This window comes from Fodinicurvata sediminis DSM 21159 (assembly GCF_000420625.1).
Classification (GTDB): domain Bacteria; phylum Pseudomonadota; class Alphaproteobacteria; order Kiloniellales; family DSM-21159; genus Fodinicurvata; species Fodinicurvata sediminis.
The window spans coordinates 455,447-473,664 of record NZ_ATVH01000011.1 but is presented as its reverse complement, the minus strand read 5'-3'; the positions used below and the strand labels follow the sequence as shown (position 1 = coordinate 473,664).

The window sequence follows — 18,218 nt, the reverse complement described above, 5'->3', positions numbered from 1 at the left end:
TCAATAACTAGGAGATCCCCCTGTGAAAGCTGCGTATCTTGACATGATCCGCATGATTGAACGGCTGCACCGGCAGTGTCTCGAGCTGGTCAAGGCTGAGATCGAGCGCGAAGGAATCCGAGATCTCAATAATGTTCAGGCTTTGATTATCTTCAATATCGGTGAAGGCGAAGTGACTGTCGGAGAACTCACTCAACGTGGGTATTATCTGGGCTCGAACGTTTCCTACAACGTCAAGAAACTGGTCGAGAACGGTTATCTGGTCCAGGAACGTTCCCCGCATGACAGGCGCTCAACCCATGTTCGTGTCAGTGACAGGGGGATGGCGATCTTCAAGCATCTGGACAAGCTTTTCGAGAAGCATGCTTCGGACATGCAGGAGACGGGTTTGAGCGCAGATGAATTGAATTCTGCGGGGGATACATTGTCCCGCCTGCTACGTTACTGGTCTGCCCCGGAGCATTTTTCCGCCAGAGGCTGAACGGTGCCTTTAGAAAACCCGTGCAAATGGTCAGCATTACAACGGTGATTGCTGCCGGATATCTGTTTGTTGGCAGCAATTTCCGGCTATCATTGCATTTCGCGTGTTCACGGCTATAGTCCGCCCATTCGCGTGGGCCTCGATATTTCGATTCCGGCCCTGGAAGCCAATTCTTAGGAGTGAGCATGTTCGTTTCCCCGGCCTATGCACAGGGTGCCGCAGCCGATGGCGGAAATCTCCTGATGTCCGTCCTGCCGTTCATCCTGATCTTCGTCATCTTCTATTTTCTTTTGATTCGACCGCAACAGAAGAAGATGAAGCAGCATCGAGAGATGATCCAGTCCCTGGAACGCGGTGACAGGATTGTCACTTCAGGGGGCATTGTCGGACAGATCATCAAGGTGACCAGCGATTCCGAGGTTGAGGTTGAAATTGCCCCTGGAACGCGTGTTCAGGTCATGCGTCAGACCATTACTGAGGTGATTGAGAAGGGTGCACCCATCCGAAGTTCCTCCAAGGAAAAGGGCGGTCGCGGAAAACAGTCCCAGAGCCGCAAGTCGGAACCGCAAGACGACTCTTCTGAAGCAGAGACTGAAGAGCAAGCAGAAGAGACGAAATCCGACGAAAAACAGTAGGTGGCTGATCGCTGCCTGTATAGCCTCACCGTGTTAGCCGTCCTCGAAAGCGCCTGAACCATGGTCCATTTTTCGCGCTGGCAGCTCTTTTTCGTTGTTGCCGTGCTGATACTGGGTGTCGTCTTCGCCCTGCCAAATGTCCTTTCACGCCAGGTATTGGATAGCCTGCCTGACTGGGTGCCCAATGAGCAGATCAATTTGGGGCTAGACCTGCAGGGCGGCTCGCACCTTTTGCTCGAGGTCGATATCGAGTCCGTCTTCGAGGAGCAGCTGGAAGGCTTGCAGGATACGGTTCGCTCCGAACTGAGAAGTGATCGTATCGGGTATACCGACCTGGCCGTACGAGGCGATGAAGTCACATTCAACCTGACCGATCCCGAACAGGCTGATGCGGCAAGGCAAGTGCTTTCCGACTACCTCGGGAATGCAAATCTGTCGATCAGTGGAGATGGCGAGGCGCGCATTTCCCTGACGGACCAGGCCAGGGCTCAGAGACAGACCAACATCGTACAGCAATCGATCGAGATCGTTCGTCGTCGCATCGACGAAACCGGCACGCGTGAGCCGGCGATTCAGCAGCAAGGTGAAGATCGCATTCTGGTTCAACTGCCGGGTGTGGATAACCCAGAGCGGATCAAGGATATTCTCGGGCGTACGGCAAAGCTGACCTTCCATCTGGTCGATACGGATGCTTCAGCTAATTCCGACAGTATTCCGGCTGGTTCTCAGGTGCTGCCCTCGGAAGAGTTGGGGCCGGATGGTGAGCCCTTTGAGTACGTTATTCGCCGACGCGTGATGGTGAGCGGCGACAACCTGACGGATGCACAGGCAACGTTCCAGGAAGGCCAGCCTGTTGTTTCCTTCTCGTTCGATTCTGTCGGAGCACAGCGTTTTGCCGATGTGACCCGTGAGAATGTCGGAAACCCCTTTGCCATCGTCCTTGACGAGAAAGTCATAAGCGCACCGGTCATCCGTGAACCGATCACGGGGGGGCGTGGTGTCATCAGCGGCGATTTCAGTACCCAGGAAGTCCAGGATTTGGCGCTTCTTCTGAGGGCTGGTGCCTTGCCCGCCGAACTGACCGTGATCGAGGAAAGATCGATTGGCCCAGGGCTCGGTGCGGATTCGATCCGTGCGGGTGAGATTGCTTCCATCCTCGGTCTGGTTGGGGGGGTGATATTCATCATGGCTGTCTATGGGTTGTTCGGGGTCATGGCCTCTGTCGCCTTGACCACCAACATTGTGCTGATCGTGGCTGTTCTCTCGGGACTTCAGGCGACCCTGACGCTTCCCGGTATTGCAGGTATCGTTTTGACCATTGGCATGGCCGTTGACGCGAACGTGCTTATCTTCGAACGCATTCGAGAAGAGGTTCGCAATGGCCGCGGACCCGTCTCAGCAATCGATACAGGGTACCGACAAGCGCTATCGGCCATCATTGACGGTAATGTAACCACTCTGATTGCTGCTGTATTGCTGTTCGTTTTCGGAACCGGCCCAATCAAGGGGTTTGCCATCACGCTCGCGATCGGTCTTGTAACTTCGATGTTCACAGCCATCATGGTGACCCGTGCCATAATCGTGGGCTGGCTGCGCAGTCGCCGTCCCAAGCAGCTGCCAATCTGATAGAGCGATATTCTTAATGGCCCTCATACGCTTCTTTCCCGAAAATTCGCGCATCAAGTTTCTCAACGCCCGCCGCGTGACGTTGGCGGTTGCGGCCTTGATCATGACCGGATCGATCATTTGCTTTGCCGCGATTGGACTGAACTTCGGTATCGATTTCAGGGGCGGGACCTTGATCGAGATCGAAACCGACGGTCCTGCGGATCTACCGGAATTGCGCTCACGTCTCGGAGCTCTGGATCTAGGCGAAGTGACGCTGCAGGAATTTGGGGCCCCCAATGATATCCTGATCAATATCCAGCGGCAGGACGGAGATGCGGAAGCGCAGCAGGAAGCCATCGAGAGAGTGAAGTCTGAAATCGATGATGTGGTCGTCAATTACCGACGCACTGAATTTGTCGGCCCGAAGGTTGGGGCAGAACTCCGTGAAGCTGGAACGCTTGCAACCCTTTTGGCCTTGCTGGGGATCGCGGTATACGTCTGGTTTCGTTTCGAGTGGCAGTTTGCTGCGGCAGCTCTGCTGGCATTGGTGCATGACGTGATTGCGACGATCGGCTTTTTCACCGTTACGCAGATTGAATTCAATCTGGCGACCCTGGCCGCAGTGCTTACCATTGCCGGTTATTCAATCAACGATACCGTCGTTATTTTCGACCGCGTCAGGGAATCGGCGAGAAAGTACAAGAAGCTGCCGATCAGCGAGGTTCTCAACAAGGCCTTGAACGATACGCTGTCCAGAACCTTGATGACTTCGCTGACAACCCTGTTGGCCCTGTTCTCGCTCTACTTCTTTGGCGGTGAAGTGATTCGCGGATTCACGGCAGGCCTGATCTGGGGCATTGTAATCGGCACATTCTCGAGTGTCGGGGTTGCCGTGCCACTGCTTTACTACATGGGCGTGAAGAGCGAGCCTGTCGAGAAGCAGGAAGAAGAAGACCGCTCGAAGGCCCAGGACGGCGTGCCGCAGGTCTGAATCCTCCGTAAAGAGGAGCCATGACATGGATATTACGCCGCTTGTTCCACAGGGACGCCAAGTGATCGAATCATATGGCGACATGGGCTTCCGTGTCTCTGGCCATCGTTACGAAGGTTCGATCCTAGTGCTGCCGGATCAAACCCTCTCATGGGCGGTCTCTTCCAGTGATGCGTTGACGGTTGAAAGCCTCGAAAGCGTTGCTGGCCGTTCTGAGGTGGAACTGCTTCTACTGGGGCTCGGCCGGAAACCCGTCATGATCACAGGTGATTTCCGGGCCGCGTTGAAGGAAAGAGGAGTGGCCGTCGAGCCTATGGATACAGGTGCTGCCTCGCGAACCTATAACGTCCTGCAAGCTGAAGGGCGGCTTGTAGCAGCCGCCCTGATCGCTGTTGAGTGATTCGCTCTGAAGTCTGAAAAGTCCAAGTAGAACAGGTTTGGAGGGAGTCTCTTCTGCTCGGTTACTGCTTGGTTCGGTCAAAGATCAGCAAAACCGAACCAACCACCAGCAACCCAAAACCAATGAATGGAGAAATCTGGACACGCTTTTCATCTTCGGCTGTTGCCGTGATGGGTCCAACATCCAGAACCTCTTTTTCCTGGGTAAAAGGAATGTAGGGAAGGACCAGGGTAATGACCCCTGCAATGATCAGGGCGATGGCGACAATCTTGATGGCTCGCAAATGGTTTCTCCGTAGAAGGTCTTTCAAATGGCAGGCGCCGTTTGAATGGAAATACTACCTGTATGCTACAGGTGACAAGCCTTCTTCCTGTAACAGTTTGTTGGACTGTTCCCGACAAATAAAAAGGGCTGCCAGTCGAGGCAGCCCTTTTTCTGCGGAAGGCCCTGAAACTCAGGCCTTAGAAAGGTTCTTGTTCACGAAATCCCAGTTGACGAGGTGATCGAAAAAGGCCTGAACGAAATCGGGACGACGATTCTGGTAGTCCAGATAGTAGGCGTGTTCCCAGACATCGATTGTCAAAAGGGGCGTTTGGCCATCAGTGACCAGCGGTGTATCGGCGTCGTCCGTATTGACGATCTTCACCTTGCCGCCTTCCAGTACCAGCCAAGTCCACCCGCTGCCGAAGTTCCCGGCAGCCTTGGCCTTGTACTCCTCTACGAACTTCTCGTGAGAGCCATAGGCTTCTTCGATCTTGCCTGCAATATCGCCAGTGGGCTTGCCGCCTCCGCCGGGCTTCATGCTGTGCCAGAAGAAGGTGTGGTTCCAGACCTGGGCCGACTGATTGAACAGAGTGGTGTTGTTCGAGGATTTGGCGGCCTTGATGACGTCCTCGATCGATTTTCCTTCGAGTTCGGTGCCGGAAACCAGATCGTTGGTCTTCGTCACATAGGCCTGATGGTGTTTGCCATGGTGAAAGCTGAGTGTGCGTTCGGAGTAATAGGGTTCAAGGGCATCCTGGGCATATGGCAGTTTTGGAAGCTCGAAAGCCATTGAGTCTCTCCTTTTTATTGAACGTGAAAAACCGACCCGATCACTGTCGGCCGCGGTATGTGATGTCCCTTATCCTGTAGAGATAGGTATTCTTGAGTGAATGTGAACAGATGCAGCGGATTGGGCAAGCCGTAAATCGGCAGAAATTTTCCAATTGCCTTATAGGCTTGCACGAGGCTGGAAGCGCTGTGGGCGGCGTGATAGACCGCATTCATGGAAAGCCAGAGCGCTACAGACTATTGCCTTGAAAGGGTGCGCCGGTACGACCACGCGCGCTATCTTACGACTCTTTTCTGTACGGCAGAGCAGCGCAGCCTGCTCGCCGCTGTCTATGCCTGGAACCTTGAGGTTGCAAAGACGGCCGAGACGGTGAGTGAGGCCACACTTGGCGAGATTCGCCTGCAATGGTGGAGCGAAGGCCTTTCAGAGCTTTGGAAGGGCAATACACGTTCACACCCTGTCTTGCAGGCACTGGCCTTGGGCAGAGGAAACCTGGAAAAAGCGGCTCAGTCCTTCGAGCGGATTCTGGATGCCAGGTCCCTTGATTTGGACCCGTCACCGCCAGCCAATCTGGATGCGCTTGAAGACTATGCCGAAGCGACCTCTGCGGAGTTGATATGCATTGCATTGGCCGCACTTGGGACTCCAGCAGATGAGCAGGAACGCAAGATTGCTCGTCATGTGGGCATTGCATGGGCCCTGACAGGCCTTCTAAGGGCGGTACCCTTCCATGCACGACAGAAGCGGCTCTATCTACCGGAAGATCACCTTGAAGTCGCAGGTGTCCAGCGCAGCGATCTTTTCGAATTGAGAGGTTCGGATCAGATTTCCGGTGTGGTGATGCGCCTGGCCAAGCGGGCAGAAGAGCACCTCTCGCAAGCGCGTGAACACGCTCAGGGCATAGAAAGTGATCGTCGGGCGCCCTTTCTCATGGCCGGACTGAATGATCTTCACCTGAAGGCATTGAAGCGTGCAAATTACGACCCCTTTGATTCGCGCCTGGCTCGACTGGAGGGCAGAGGCGCCTGGAAGGTGAGCTGGAATGCCTGGCGTGGGCGTTTCTGATCGTTATTCCGCAGCAGCCCGGCTGTTTCCAAGCCAGGCATCGAGGTCAGTCAGCGCACGCTCTGCCATGGCTGGTTTGCGATCCTTCTTGCGCAGCTTCTTGCCATTGGCCGCCGCCGGTGCCGGGGGCAGCAGGCCAAAGTTGATGTTCATTGGCTGGAAGGTCTCCGCTTCGGCACCCCCAGTGATATGTGCCAGAAGGCTACCGAGCGCCGTGGTGCGCGGAGGCAGCGAGATTTGCTCGCCATTCTGTTCCGATGCTGCGAAACGTCCGGCCAGTAGGCCGATTGCAGCTGATTCCACATAGCCTTCCACGCCCGTTATCTGGCCGGCAAAGCGCAAGTGTGGTGCCTTGTTGTGCCGCAAGGTGCCATCCAGCAGACGCGGTGAGTTGATGAAGGTGTTGCGGTGAATGCCGCCCAGACGCGCGAACTCGGCTCCCTCCAGACCCGGGATCATCCTGAAGATTTCAGCCTGTGCGCCATACTTAAGCTTGGTTTGGAATCCAACAATATTATATAGCGTTCCCAATGCGTTATCCTGGCGCAGCTGAACCACTGCGTAAGGAGTTTCATCCCTGTGAGGGTCGTGCAGACCCACAGGCTTCATCGGCCCATAGCGCAAGGTTTCGGCGCCCCTTTCAGCCATGACCTCGATGGGCAGGCAAGCCTCGAAATAGGGTGTATCCTTTTCCCATTCCTTGAAGGCCGTCTTCTCTGCCTCCATGAGGGCTGTAATGAAACGCTTGTACTCTGCTTCATTCAGGGGACAGTTGATATAGTCGCTGCCATCCCCCTTGTCATAACGCGACTGAAACCACGCCTTGGAGAAATCAATGGAGTCCTTGTAGACGATCGGTGCGATGGCATCGAAGAAAGCCAGAGATTCCATGTCACTGAGGTCGCGAATGCCTTCTGCAAGGGCGCTGGAGGTGAGCGGGCCGGTCGCTACGATCACCTGGCCCCAGCTTTTCGGAGGCAGACCTGCAACCTCGTTCCGATCGATCTCAACTAGCGGTTCAGCTTCAAGTGATGCCGTGACATCGGCTGAAAACCCGTGGCGGTCCACGGCCAATGCACCTCCGGCTGGCAGGCGGTGGCGATCGCCCATGGAGAGTATGAGGGAATTGCAGCGGCGCATCTCCTCGTGCAGCAAACCAACGCCATTGTTCATTGCATCGTCTGAACGAAAGGAGTTCGAACAGACAAGCTCGGCCAGCGAGTCTGTCTGATGTGCCTCAGTTTTGCAGAGGGGGCGCATTTCATGAAGCACGACCGGCACGCCCGCTTGTGCCAGTTGCCAAGCTGCTTCACTGCCGGCCAAGCCACCGCCTATGATGTGGACTGGTTCTTTACTCATGGGTGACACATAGCGAAGCTGCAGGCTTGTTACAATGAGGGCCGTGCAGGGAGGCAAGCCGGATTATGCCAGTCAGAATGTTATGCAGGACAATGATGGGTCTGCTGTTTGCCCTTGTGACCTATCAGCCTGTTGCCGCGGAGCCTTTTTCCGCCATGAAGGAATTGCAGCAGCAAGAAGGCGCCTCCTATTCCGCGGCGATCGTTGATTTGCAGAACAGGCAGGTATTGGCGGAGGATTCTGCCGATCAAAATTTGATTCCGGCCTCAGTCACAAAGCTTTTCGTGGCCGGTCTTGCTCTGGAAACCTGGGGGCCGAATCACCGATTCGAAACCAGACTTCTTGGCTCCAGCCACCTGCGGGAGGGTGTCGTTGAGGATTTGATCCTGCTGGGCGGAGGAGACCCGGCTCTGACCGATGAGGATTTCTGGAAGATGGCGCGTGAACTCTCCAGGAAAGGGCTGAAGCGCGTAGAGGGTGATCTGGTTGTCAATGCCTCTCGCTTCGGAGCGGTGTCCTGTAATGTCCAGGACCGTTGCGAGGCCAGACAGGCTTCGCGGAATGCCTATGATGCTCCGCTTTCTTCTGCTGGCAGCAACTATGCCAGCTGGAGCATTGCTGTTGAGCGCCAGGATGGGACTGTCCGAACACGACTTTATCCCTTTGATTTGCCTGAAATCGCGTTTGATGGTCAGGTGGAAAGCGGACAGGGCGGATATCTTTCCGCACGACGGGCAACTCTGCCGGGAGGACAGGACGTTATCAGACTTTCCGGGAGCCTGGCGCCAAAGCGGAATGGTCGCATGCTGTACCGTTCCACTGGAAATCCTGACTTGCAAACCGGACTGCTGTTCAAGGCCTTCCTGGAAGAGCAGGGCATAACGGTCAACGGAACAATCCGCGTTACGCACCAGCCACCAGCGGAGACGACCGTACAGTTGGTCAGCCACCGTGGTGAGAGCTTGGCGGAGTCCCTGTCGGCGATGATGCGTTACAGCAATAATTACATGTCGGATGTTCTGCTGCTGAATCTCGGTGTTGAAAGTGGCGCCAGGCCACCGCTGTCAGTCGCAGACGCGGCGCAGCCGCTCCAAGCCTACGCCGCTGGCATGGCTGGCAACTCCAGTACACTGTTTCCGGACTCTCTTGCAGGCCTGCGCTTGCTCGATGGTAGCGGCCTGGATACGGACAATCGGCTTTCGGCTGGCGCACTGATAGCCTTGCTGGACCATTACTATCACGAAAATCCCAGCTTTTTTCCTGCCTTTCTCAACAGCTTGACCGTACCCGCGCACGCGAGAGGGACCAGCCTCAAGAAACAGGATGCGGATTGGCTGACTCGACTGGCCGTGAAAACGGGTGGTCTCAGTGAACCCGTGACGGTTACCACGCTTGCTGGGTATATGCGCTTCAGAAATGGCGGTTGGGGGGCGTTCGCCTTTCTGGTGAACGGTGCTCCCGGTCAAGCTATTCCGCGCGCAGACATCTTTGAGGCCATTCGCCAGGATTTGGCGCCTTATTGGAAGGGAACAGCAAATCATAGCCAATAGGTGAATGAAGTGCGCTGCAGGGCTGCAAACTGAGAGATGCAACGCATGATCTGATGGCCGGAAATCATGCAACTTTTGTCATAGCCTGTTTTCTTGCCGTTCCAAGCATTCATCCCTATTGCTTAAAGTGCAGCTTACTTGGAATAGCAGTGAAGGACATTCCCGTGGTGAAGAACAGAATGGCTGGAATCGTGGCAGCGGGATGCCTCTTGTCGTGTATCTCCCTGTCGGCCCTGGCACAGGATGAACAATCGCCCCAGGAGGCAAAGGAGCACCGTGAGAAGGGGACCTTCACCTTTCAACTGGAAAACGACACCGTCTCCGGGACGGATCGCGACTATACCAACGGCTTCTTGTTTGAGTATCTCTCCAATGAGAAGCAGGGAAGCCATTGGGCTCGCAACCTGATCGAGGTTATTCCCTTCCTGAATTACGGGGATCGTCTGCGTTACAGCCTTTCCTTCGGGCAGAGCATCTTCACCCCCAGAGACACCCAGGAACGCGATCTGATCGAAAACGACAGACCCTATGCGGGTTGGTTATATGGCAGCCTGGGTGCCATCGCCTATGATGAAAATTATGGGTTGTTCCAGACAGTTTCCCTGGATGTCGGGGTGGTCGGGCCGGCCGCACTTGGGCGGGAAGTTCAGAACACCACACACAGGATCATGAATATTCCCACCGCAAAGGGATGGGACAACCAGTTGCATAATGAGCCCGGATTCATCCTTAGTTATGAGCGCAAGTGGCGGCAGTTCCATTACAAACCCGATCCGGAAGGGCGTTTCGGGATCGACCTTATGCCACATGTGGGCGTTTCTCTTGGTAATGTCATGACCTATGGCTCTGCTGGCGCTTCGATGCGGATAGGCTTCGATCTCGAGGATGATTTCGGGGCCCCACGCATTCGTCCCAGCGTTCCTGGCTCAAGCTATTTCAAGCTGAACAACCGTCTGAGCGGTTATTTCTTTGCAGGCATTGAAGGCCGCGGCGTCGCACGGGATATCTTCCTGGACGGAAACACGTTCAGGGACAGTCCCTCGGTCAGCCGGCGCTGGTACAATGCCGAGGCCCAGGGGGGCGTTGCGCTCACCTATGGTCCCGTCCGCCTGACCTACACGCAGGTTTATCGGTCCCCTCAGATACGGAACAGGGACGTTTGGGACTCATTCGGGTCAGTTGCCTTGTCTGTCCGTGTGCCGTTCTGAGGCTATCAGGCGCGCTTGAGGTCCTTGAACGCAGGTAGATAGGCTTGCAGATATTCGCCAGTGAAACTGCCGGTGGTCTGGGCGACATCCTCGGGTGTGCCCTCGGCAATGATGCGTCCCCCGCCGTCGCCGCCTTCCGGTCCCAGGTCGAGCAGCCAGTCGGCCGTCTTGATGACCTCAAGGTTATGCTCGATCACGACCACGGTGTTGCCATTGTCCACCAGAGTATGCAGGACCTGAAGGAGGTGTCGGACATCCTCGAAATGCAGGCCTGTGGTAGGTTCGTCCAGGATATAGAGGGTCTTGCCTGTCGAGCGCTTGGCAAGCTCGCGGGATAGTTTCACACGCTGGGCTTCGCCGCCTGAAAGGGTGGTTGCCGCCTGTCCAACCTTGATATAGCCAAGCCCGACCTTCTCGAGTGTTTCCATCTTGCCTCGGATTGAGGGCACGGCCTGGAAGAAGTCACGCGCCTCTTCGACGGTCATTTCCAGGACATCGGCGATCGACTTGCCGCGGAATCTGACTTCAAGCGTTTCCCTGTTGTAGCGTTTGCCCTTGCAGACATCGCATTCCACGAAGACATCCGGCAGGAAGTGCATCTCGATCTTGATGACACCATCCCCCTGACAAGCTTCGCAGCGCCCCCCCCTCACATTGAAGGAAAAGCGGCCGGGCTTGTAGCCGCGTGCTTTGGCCTCGGGCAACCCGGAAAACCATTCGCGAATAGGCGTGAAGGCGCCAGTATAGGTCGCCGGATTGGAGCGTGGCGTACGGCCGATGGGGGACTGGTCAATGTCGATGACTTTGTCCAGAAATTCCAGGCCTTCGATGGCTTCGTAAGGAGCCGGCTGTTCCTTACTGCCATTCAGGCGACGCGCCAGCGACTTGTAGAGGGTATCAATCGTCAGCGTTGACTTGCCGCTGCCGGAGACCCCCGTGATGCAGGTCAGTGTTCCCAGCGGAATCTCGGCATTTACATTCTTGAGGTTGTGCCCTGCCGCACCGTGCAGAGACACCTTCTGTCCTTTGTGTCCCTTGCGCCGTTGAGCCGGGACAGTGATTTGGCGAAGCCCCGTCAGGTACTGTCCTGTCAGGCTTTCACCGGACTGCATGATATCCTCAGGCAGGCCGGCCGCCACAACCTGACCGCCGTGGGTGCCGGCACCTGGGCCCATGTCGACCAGGTAGTCCGCACTGCGGATGGCGTCCTCGTCGTGTTCGACCACGATGACCGTGTTGCCTAGATCGCGCAGGCGCTTCAGGGTCTCCAGCAGGCGTGCGTTGTCACGCTGATGCAAGCCGATGGAAGGTTCATCCAGGACATAGAGAACGCCCGTCAGACCTGAACCGATCTGTGAGGCCAGGCGAATGCGCTGGCTTTCACCACCCGATAACGTGGCCGAAGCACGGGAGAGCGTGAGATAGGTCAAGCCCACATCATGCAGGAAATTCAGGCGTTCGCGAATCTCCTTCAGAATGCGTTGAGCAATCTCGCTTTGCTTGCCCGTCATCCGGCTTTCGAGATCCAGAAACCATGCAAAGGCTTCTCCAATGGAGAAGGCGGCAACCTCGCCGATGTGCAGGCCATCGATCTTCACGGCCAGGGCTTCCGGCTTCAGGCGATATCCTCCACAGGCATCGCAGGGATGACTGGCGCGATAACGTTCAATCTCCTCGCGTACCCAGTCGCTGTCGGTTTCGCGCCACCGCCGCTCCAGGTTCGGGACGACCCCTTCGAAAGGCTTGTTGGTTTCATAACTGCGCAGTCCGTCATCGTACTTCATGCGCACAGGCTCATTGCCCGTTCCGAAAAGGATGGCTGTGCGCGCACTTTCGGGCAGTTCATGCCAGGGGGCCGTAACGGACACATCAAGGTGGCGTGCCAGGCTTTCCAGGGTCTGCTGGTAATAGGGAGATGAGGAATTGGCCCAGGGTGCAACAGCGCCCCTAAGCAGGCTTTTCGAAGGCTCCGCAATCACGAGATCCGAATCAACGAAGGACATCTTGCCCAGCCCATCGCAACTCGGGCAGGCCCCAAAGGGATTGTTGAAGGAGAAAAGCCTGGGCTCGATCTCGTCGATGGTGAAGCCTGAGACGGGACAGGCGAACCGTGCTGAAAAGGTTTGCCGTTCCGCGCTGTCTGCATCTTCCGTAAAGGCCAGGCCATCGGCCAGGTTCAGCGCTGTCTCGAAGGAGTCTGCCAGGCGGCTTTCAAGTCCTTCGCGCACCACCAGTCTGTCGACTACGACCTCAATATCGTGCTTTTGCTTCTTGTTCAGGCTGGGAGCGTCCTCGATCTCATGGATCTCGCCGTTGATCTTGACGCGTTGGAAACCCTTCTTCTGAAGCTCTTGCAGTTCCTTGCGGTACTCACCCTTGCGACCACGTACGATGGGTGCCAGCAGGTACAGCCGTGTGCCTTCGGGCATACCCATGACCCGATCCACCATCTGGCTGACAGTCTGGCTTTCAATGGGCAGGCCTGTGGCCGGGGAGTAGGGGACACCGGTGCGCGCAAACAACAGGCGCAGGTAGTCATAGATTTCGGTGACGGTGCCAACGGTCGAGCGTGGATTCTTTGAAGTGGTCTTTTGCTCGATCGAGATGGCGGGCGAAAGGCCTTCGATGGAATCCACGTCGGGCTTCTGCATCAACTCCAGGAATTGTCGTGCGTAGGCCGAAAGTGATTCCACATAACGCCGCTGGCCCTCGGCATAGACCGTATCGAAGGCCAGGGATGACTTGCCCGAGCCAGACAATCCCGTAATGACCACCAGGCTGTTGCGTGGTAGGTCGACGTTCACATTGCGGAGGTTATGCTCGCGGGCGCCGCGCACCTCGATTTTGGGACCGGTAACTTCTGCGGACATGATGACTTTACGCTGAGGATTGTCGACCTGCCCAATATGGGTAATGATCTGGAAAAGACGAGCGCTAGCTAACGCGAGGGGCAGATAATTTTCAAGCTGTTTGCAGGAACGCGACTGTGTGGGGGTGGCGTTCTCAAGGATGGATGAATAAGCTGCGCCATTCTACCGCAGAACGTTGAAAGGAAAGCAGGCAGATGGCGGGAAGCGTGAACAAGGTCATACTTGTCGGGAACCTGGGCCGGGACCCGGAAATACGGACCATGCAGAACGGGGGGCGTGTCTGCAACCTGGCCTTGGCAACCTCTGAGACATGGAAGGACAAGCAGTCAGGTGAACGGCGTGAGAAGACCGAATGGCATCGTATCGTCATCTTCAATGAAAGCCTAGTCGGCGTCTGCGAACGCTTTCTGAAGAAGGGGTCGAAGCTGTATGTCGAAGGGCAATTGGAAACCCGCAAGTACACCGACCAGTCCGGCTCCGAGCGCTATACCACAGAGGTCGTATTGCGACCTTATCGCGGAGAACTGAACATGCTGGACGGCCGTTCGGGCGGTAGTGACTCCGATTTCGGTGGCGGTGGTAGCGGAAGCTACGGCGGCGGGGCGCCTGCCGATTACGGATCAGGCGGAAGTGGATCTGGCGGGGGTGGAGGCGCTCCATCCGGTCCTGGCGACCTGGATGACGAGATACCCTTCTAGTACCGGAGCGTAATATGGAGATGATCTGGAGAAGTTTCGACGAGTTATCACGTGATCAACTGTACGAAGTTCTCCGGATCCGTTCCGACATCTTCGTGGTCGAACAGCAATCGCCGTACTGCGATGTGGACGGTCTTGATCGAGAGGCCCTGCATCTTCTTGCCTACGAGCAGGACGCTGCGCATGGAGGTGCACGCGCGTTGGCGGGATACCTCAGATTGCTGCCTCCGATCATGGCAGGTCCAGCCCCGGTTATAGGGCGGATTGCCGTTCGCCGTGCCTACCGTGGACAAGGTCACGGTCTGGCACTGGTGCAGGAAGCACTGGAGGAGGTTTCTCGCCGGTTCCGCCCTCAGGCCGTGAAGCTGTCCGCACAATCGCATCTCTGCGCCTTCTATGAACGCTTGGGGTTCCAGGCGAACAGCCCGCCGTATGACGATCACGGCGTCCCTCATGTAGACATGATTCGGCCGGCCGGTTGATGAACGTTGAAGTGCCTGCCTGTGTGTTTGTAGCTGGGGCGGCAATCTGCTAATCTGCACACAAGAATCGCGGCTGTTTTACAGCCCTTGATTTTCCTGAATTTTTTCCTGTCCAGAGATTGCGATTTTGAGCGACATAGACGAGAGCGTGAGCACGGCTGCGGAGTCCTCTGAAACGGCGCAGCTCGAAGGTGAGGGTGGTGGCAACGGTGACGGTGCACCGCCGCTTCCTGGTGGTATTGGTGGAGGAGGAGAGGGCATAAGCCCTGTCACCATCGAGGAGGAGATGCAGCGCTCCTACCTCGATTATGCAATGAGCGTGATCGTCTCGCGCGCTTTGCCGGATGTGCGTGACGGCTTGAAGCCTGTTCATCGTCGGATCCTCTACGCGATGAAGGAAGAGGGCTACGACTGGAACCGACCTTATCGCAAGTCGGCGCGCATTGTCGGTGATGTGATGGGTAAGTATCACCCGCACGGCGACAGCGCGATCTACGATGCCATGGTCCGCATGGCGCAGGACTTCTCCATGCGCCGTCAGCTTGTGGATGGCCAGGGCAATTTCGGCTCCATGGACGGCGATCCGCCTGCGGCCATGCGTTACACGGAAGCCAGGCTGACACGTGCGGCCAGTGAATCCTTGCTGGAGGATATCGACAGGGAAACCGTCGATTTCCAGCAGAACTACGACGAGACAACCTACGAACCCACGGTCCTGCCGGCTCGCTTTCCGAATCTTCTGGTCAATGGCGCCGGCGGCATCGCTGTAGGCATGGCAACGAACATTCCGCCCCACAACATGGGAGAGGTGATCGACGCTTGCTGTGCATTGGTGGACAATCCGCAGATCACCGATGAGGAATTGCTGCCACTGGTGCCGGGCCCGGATTTCCCGACGGGTGGTATCATTCTGGGCCGCTCCGGCATAGCCTCGGCCTACCGGACGGGGCGCGGGTCTGTCGTCATGCGCGGGCGCACCCACATCGAGGCCCATGCCAAGGATCGCGAGGCGATCATCATCACCGAGGTTCCCTACCAGGTGAACAAGGCCCGCATGTTGGAACGCATTGCCGAGGTCGTGCGCGAAAAGATCATCGAGGGCGTTTCGGAAATCCGCGACGAGTCGGACAGGCATGGCCTGCGCGTGGTTGTCGAACTGCGCAAGGATGCCATGTCCGACGTCGTGCTTAACCAGCTGTTCCGCTACACGCCGCTGCAGACATCCTTCGGCGTCAACATGCTGGCCATCAGTGGTGGGCGTCCGCAGCTGATGACTCTGCGTGAGGTCCTGACCTCCTTCATTACTTTCCGTGAGCAGGTCATCACTCGACGCACGGCCTATGAACTGGGTAAGGCCAGGGAGCGGGCACACGTACTTGTTGGCCTGGCGATTGCCGTTGCCAACATAGACGCGATCATTGAACTGATCCGCTCGGCTCCAGACCCTCAGGCGGCGCGCGCGGCCTTGCTGGAGCGCAATTGGCCGGCATCGGAGGTGGCACCTCTCATCGATCTGATTGATGAACCGGGATATGTGGTTGGCGAGGACGGCTCTTATAAGCTGTCTGATGCCCAGGCGCGGGCGATCCTGGATTTGCGCCTGCAGCGCTTGACAGGGCTGGAGCGCGACAAGATTGCGGATGAACTCCATGAGCTGGCCGGAAAAATCAAGGATTACCTGACCATCCTGACGTCGCGCGAGCGCCTGATGGAAGTCCTGCGCGGCGAACTGATGGACACGCGCGAGCGCTTTGCAGACGAACGCCGCACCACCATCGAGGACAGCGAATTCGAGCACGACATCGAGGACCTGATTCCGCGCGAGGACATGGTCGTGACTGTGACCCACGGCGGCTATATCAAGCGCGTGCCACTTTCGGCTTATCGTGCGCAGCGTCGCGGCGGTCGCGGACGCAGTGGCATGTCCACGCGCGACGAGGATTTCGTTTCGCGGCTTTTTGTGACGGATACGCACACGCCGGTGTTGTTCTTCTCGTCGCGCGGCATGGTCTACAAGATGAAGGTCTATCGCCTGCCGCAAGGAACGCCCCAGGCACGGGGCAAGGCGCTCGTCAACCTGCTGCCACTGCAGGAAGGCGAGACCATAACGGCCTTCATGCCCTTGCCAGAGGACGAAAGCACCTGGGGCGACATGTTCGTGATGTTCGCCACCTCGGCCGGCACGGTCAGGCGCAATCGCCTATCGGATTTCACGAACGTCATGGCCAATGGCAAGATTGCCATGAAGCTGGCACCCGAAGATGGTTACCTGGTCGGCGTTGCCGCCTGTAGCGAGGACTGTGATGTCCTCTTGGCGACATCAGCCGGCAAGGCCATCCGATTCCCGATTACGGATGTTCGTGTCTTTGCCGGGCGTAATTCCACCGGCGTTCGCGGCGTTCGACTCGGCAAGGAGGATGAGGTCATCTCCATGTCCATACTGCGCCATGTCGAGGCCAGCAGCGAGGAGCGCGAAGCCTATCTGCGTCACGCATCTGCGAAACGCCGTGCGGAGAGCCAGCTGGAGGACGGGCCCGAGGAGACCGTGGACAGTGGGAACGTCCAGCAGCTCAGCGAAGACCGCCTTGCGGAACTGGCAGCGAATGAGGAATTCATTCTCTCCGTATCCGACGATGGCTATGGAAAACGTACCTCGTCCTATGAATATCGCGTGGCGGGCCGGGGCGGTCAGGGGATCGGCAACCTGGACCTTTCCCGCACAGGCGGAGCTTCGGCGCGCGTTGCTGCCGCATTTCCCGTAGGGCCCGACGACCAGATCATGCTGGTTACAAATGCGGGCCAATTGATCCGTACTTCGGTCGAAGGCATTCGCATGGCTGGACGCACCACACGTGGGGTTACACTGTTCCGTGTGGGCAAGGACGAGCATGTGGTTTCAGTGGCGCATCTTCAGGACCTGGAAGGGGACGAAGCTGAAGAGGGCGGAGTCGAAGCGGACGAAGCCACTTCGGTCGAGGAAGATGATTCGTCCGAGCAGCCGGCCGAAGACTCCGAAGGCACAAACGAGCAGGAGTCCTGACGAGAGGGGCGAATGGGCGAAACGGAAAAAACAGCGCCACTAGTCGGGGTCTACCCCGGGACGTTCGATCCCATTACCTTGGGGCATGTCGATATCATTCGTCGAGCCACCAAGGTTGTCGACCGATTGGTTATAGCGGTTGCCAGGAATGACGGAAAAGGGCCACTGTTCAACACAGAAGAGCGCGTGAATCTTGTGCGCGAGGAAGTGGCCGCCTTGGATGGAAACGGTGGTAGCAACGGTATCACCGTTGAGGTTCAGGCCTTTGACAATCTGTTGATGCATTTCTGCGAGAGTCTCGGCGCAAGAATTATCGTACGTGGCCTGCGCGCCGTTTCCGATTTCGAGTACGAATTCCAGATGGCGGCGATGAATGCGCGTCTGAATCCCCAGATCGAAACGGTTTTCCTGATGGCTTCCGAGCGCCAGCAGTTCATATCGTCGCGTTTTGTGAAAGAGATTGGCCGCCTTGGTGGCGACATAACCTCCTTTGTCACTCCCACTGTCGCCCTGGCCTTGCAGCGCAGATTTGCCGAAGAACGCGGTGAGGGCTCACAGCCTGTCTGAGGGGGACTTTTTTCGCGTTGGGTAATTGACCGAAAAGGGGAAGCCTCATATGTTCCTTTCCGCCCTCCTGGGGCCCGTAGCTCAGCTGGTAGAGCAACTGACTTTTAATCAGTAGGTCACAGGTTCGAACCCTGTCGGGCTCACCATTTTTCAAGGGGTTAGCGCCTCCCGCCTCCCGGCAAACAGCCTTCCGGTCGCACATCGGTCGCA

At 56.9% G+C, this 18,218-nt stretch carries 16 protein-coding genes and 1 tRNA gene; 13 read left to right on the top strand and 4 right to left on the bottom strand.

Translation table 11 applies throughout. From position 1 onward, the window contains the following. Positions 1–22: 22 nt before the first annotated feature. The 5 genes from G502_RS0103580 (at position 23) to G502_RS0103555 (ending at position 4,115) form a co-directional block, all read left to right on the top strand. Positions 23–481, top strand: a complete 459-nt coding sequence (locus tag G502_RS0103580) for a MarR family winged helix-turn-helix transcriptional regulator (RefSeq protein WP_026989021.1) — start codon at positions 23–25, stop codon at positions 479–481. Between the two features lie 185 nt (positions 482–666). Next, on the top strand, positions 667–1,116 hold the full coding sequence (gene yajC / locus G502_RS0103570; RefSeq protein ID WP_022727286.1) for a preprotein translocase subunit YajC: 450 nt from the start codon (positions 667–669) through the stop codon (positions 1,114–1,116). A 60-nt stretch (positions 1,117–1,176) separates the two neighbouring features. Further along, a complete protein-coding gene (secD, locus tag G502_RS0103565; RefSeq protein ID WP_022727285.1) occupies positions 1,177–2,742 on the top strand; it encodes a protein translocase subunit SecD in 1,566 nt (521 codons plus the stop codon). 16 nt (positions 2,743–2,758) lie between these two features. Then, positions 2,759–3,715 carry a protein translocase subunit SecF gene (gene secF, locus G502_RS0103560; protein WP_022727284.1) on the top strand — a complete coding sequence of 319 codons (957 nt, stop codon included), beginning with the start codon at positions 2,759–2,761 and terminating at the stop codon, positions 3,713–3,715. 25 nt (positions 3,716–3,740) lie between these two features. After that, positions 3,741–4,115: an Mth938-like domain-containing protein gene (locus tag G502_RS0103555; RefSeq protein WP_022727283.1), complete on the top strand. Its 375-nt coding sequence runs from the start codon at positions 3,741–3,743 to the stop codon at positions 4,113–4,115. A 61-nt stretch (positions 4,116–4,176) separates the two neighbouring features. Here G502_RS0103555 and G502_RS18505 read toward each other — a convergent pair whose 3' ends face one another. Beyond that, positions 4,177–4,398, bottom strand: coding sequence for a hypothetical protein (locus G502_RS18505; protein WP_022727282.1), 222 nt, complete (start codon positions 4,396–4,398; stop codon positions 4,177–4,179). A 171-nt stretch (positions 4,399–4,569) separates the two neighbouring features. Beyond that, positions 4,570–5,169 carry a superoxide dismutase gene (locus tag G502_RS0103545; protein ID WP_022727281.1) on the bottom strand — a complete coding sequence of 200 codons (600 nt, stop codon included), beginning with the start codon at positions 5,167–5,169 and terminating at the stop codon, positions 4,570–4,572. Positions 5,170–5,382: 213 nt separating this feature from the next. On the opposite strand from G502_RS0103545, the gene G502_RS0103535 reads away from it, so the two are divergent. After that, positions 5,383–6,234 carry a phytoene/squalene synthase family protein gene (locus G502_RS0103535; protein WP_022727279.1) on the top strand — a complete coding sequence of 284 codons (852 nt, stop codon included), beginning with the start codon at positions 5,383–5,385 and terminating at the stop codon, positions 6,232–6,234. 3 nt (positions 6,235–6,237) lie between these two features. On the opposite strand, the gene trmFO is transcribed toward G502_RS0103535, so the two are convergent. Then, positions 6,238–7,593, bottom strand: a complete 1,356-nt coding sequence (gene trmFO / locus G502_RS0103530) for a methylenetetrahydrofolate--tRNA-(uracil(54)-C(5))-methyltransferase (FADH(2)-oxidizing) TrmFO (RefSeq protein ID WP_022727278.1) — start codon at positions 7,591–7,593, stop codon at positions 6,238–6,240. Positions 7,594–7,685: 92 nt separating this feature from the next. Between trmFO and dacB the strand changes: the two genes are divergently transcribed. Next, positions 7,686–9,143, top strand: coding sequence for a D-alanyl-D-alanine carboxypeptidase/D-alanyl-D-alanine endopeptidase (gene dacB / locus G502_RS0103525; RefSeq protein WP_022727277.1), 1,458 nt, complete (start codon positions 7,686–7,688; stop codon positions 9,141–9,143). A gap of 209 nt (positions 9,144–9,352) precedes the next feature. Continuing rightward, the gene (locus G502_RS18500; RefSeq protein WP_162140942.1) at positions 9,353–10,351 is read left to right on the top strand and encodes a lipid A deacylase LpxR family protein; all 999 of its coding nucleotides are present in this window, start codon (positions 9,353–9,355) and stop codon (positions 10,349–10,351) included. Positions 10,352–10,356: 5 nt separating this feature from the next. Here the strand turns inward: G502_RS18500 and uvrA are convergent, their stop codons facing one another. Continuing rightward, positions 10,357–13,221: an excinuclease ABC subunit UvrA gene (gene uvrA / locus G502_RS0103515; protein ID WP_022727275.1), complete on the bottom strand. Its 2,865-nt coding sequence runs from the start codon at positions 13,219–13,221 to the stop codon at positions 10,357–10,359. A gap of 194 nt (positions 13,222–13,415) precedes the next feature. Here uvrA and ssb point away from each other — a divergent pair, with 194 nt between their 5' ends. The 5 genes from ssb (at position 13,416) to G502_RS0103490 (ending at position 18,154) form a co-directional block, all read left to right on the top strand. Further along, positions 13,416–13,919: a single-stranded DNA-binding protein gene (gene ssb / locus G502_RS0103510; RefSeq protein ID WP_022727274.1), complete on the top strand. Its 504-nt coding sequence runs from the start codon at positions 13,416–13,418 to the stop codon at positions 13,917–13,919. Between the two features lie 14 nt (positions 13,920–13,933). Continuing rightward, positions 13,934–14,401: a GNAT family N-acetyltransferase gene (locus G502_RS18495; RefSeq protein ID WP_022727273.1), complete on the top strand. Its 468-nt coding sequence runs from the start codon at positions 13,934–13,936 to the stop codon at positions 14,399–14,401. 286 nt (positions 14,402–14,687) lie between these two features. After that, positions 14,688–17,441, top strand: coding sequence for a DNA gyrase subunit A (gyrA, locus tag G502_RS0103500; RefSeq protein ID WP_026989019.1), 2,754 nt, complete (start codon positions 14,688–14,690; stop codon positions 17,439–17,441). 12 nt (positions 17,442–17,453) lie between these two features. After that, on the top strand, positions 17,454–18,008 hold the full coding sequence (coaD, locus tag G502_RS0103495) for a pantetheine-phosphate adenylyltransferase (protein WP_022727271.1): 555 nt from the start codon (positions 17,454–17,456) through the stop codon (positions 18,006–18,008). A gap of 70 nt (positions 18,009–18,078) precedes the next feature. Further along, a tRNA-Lys gene (locus tag G502_RS0103490) sits at positions 18,079–18,154 on the top strand. Positions 18,155–18,218 lie beyond the last annotated feature (64 nt).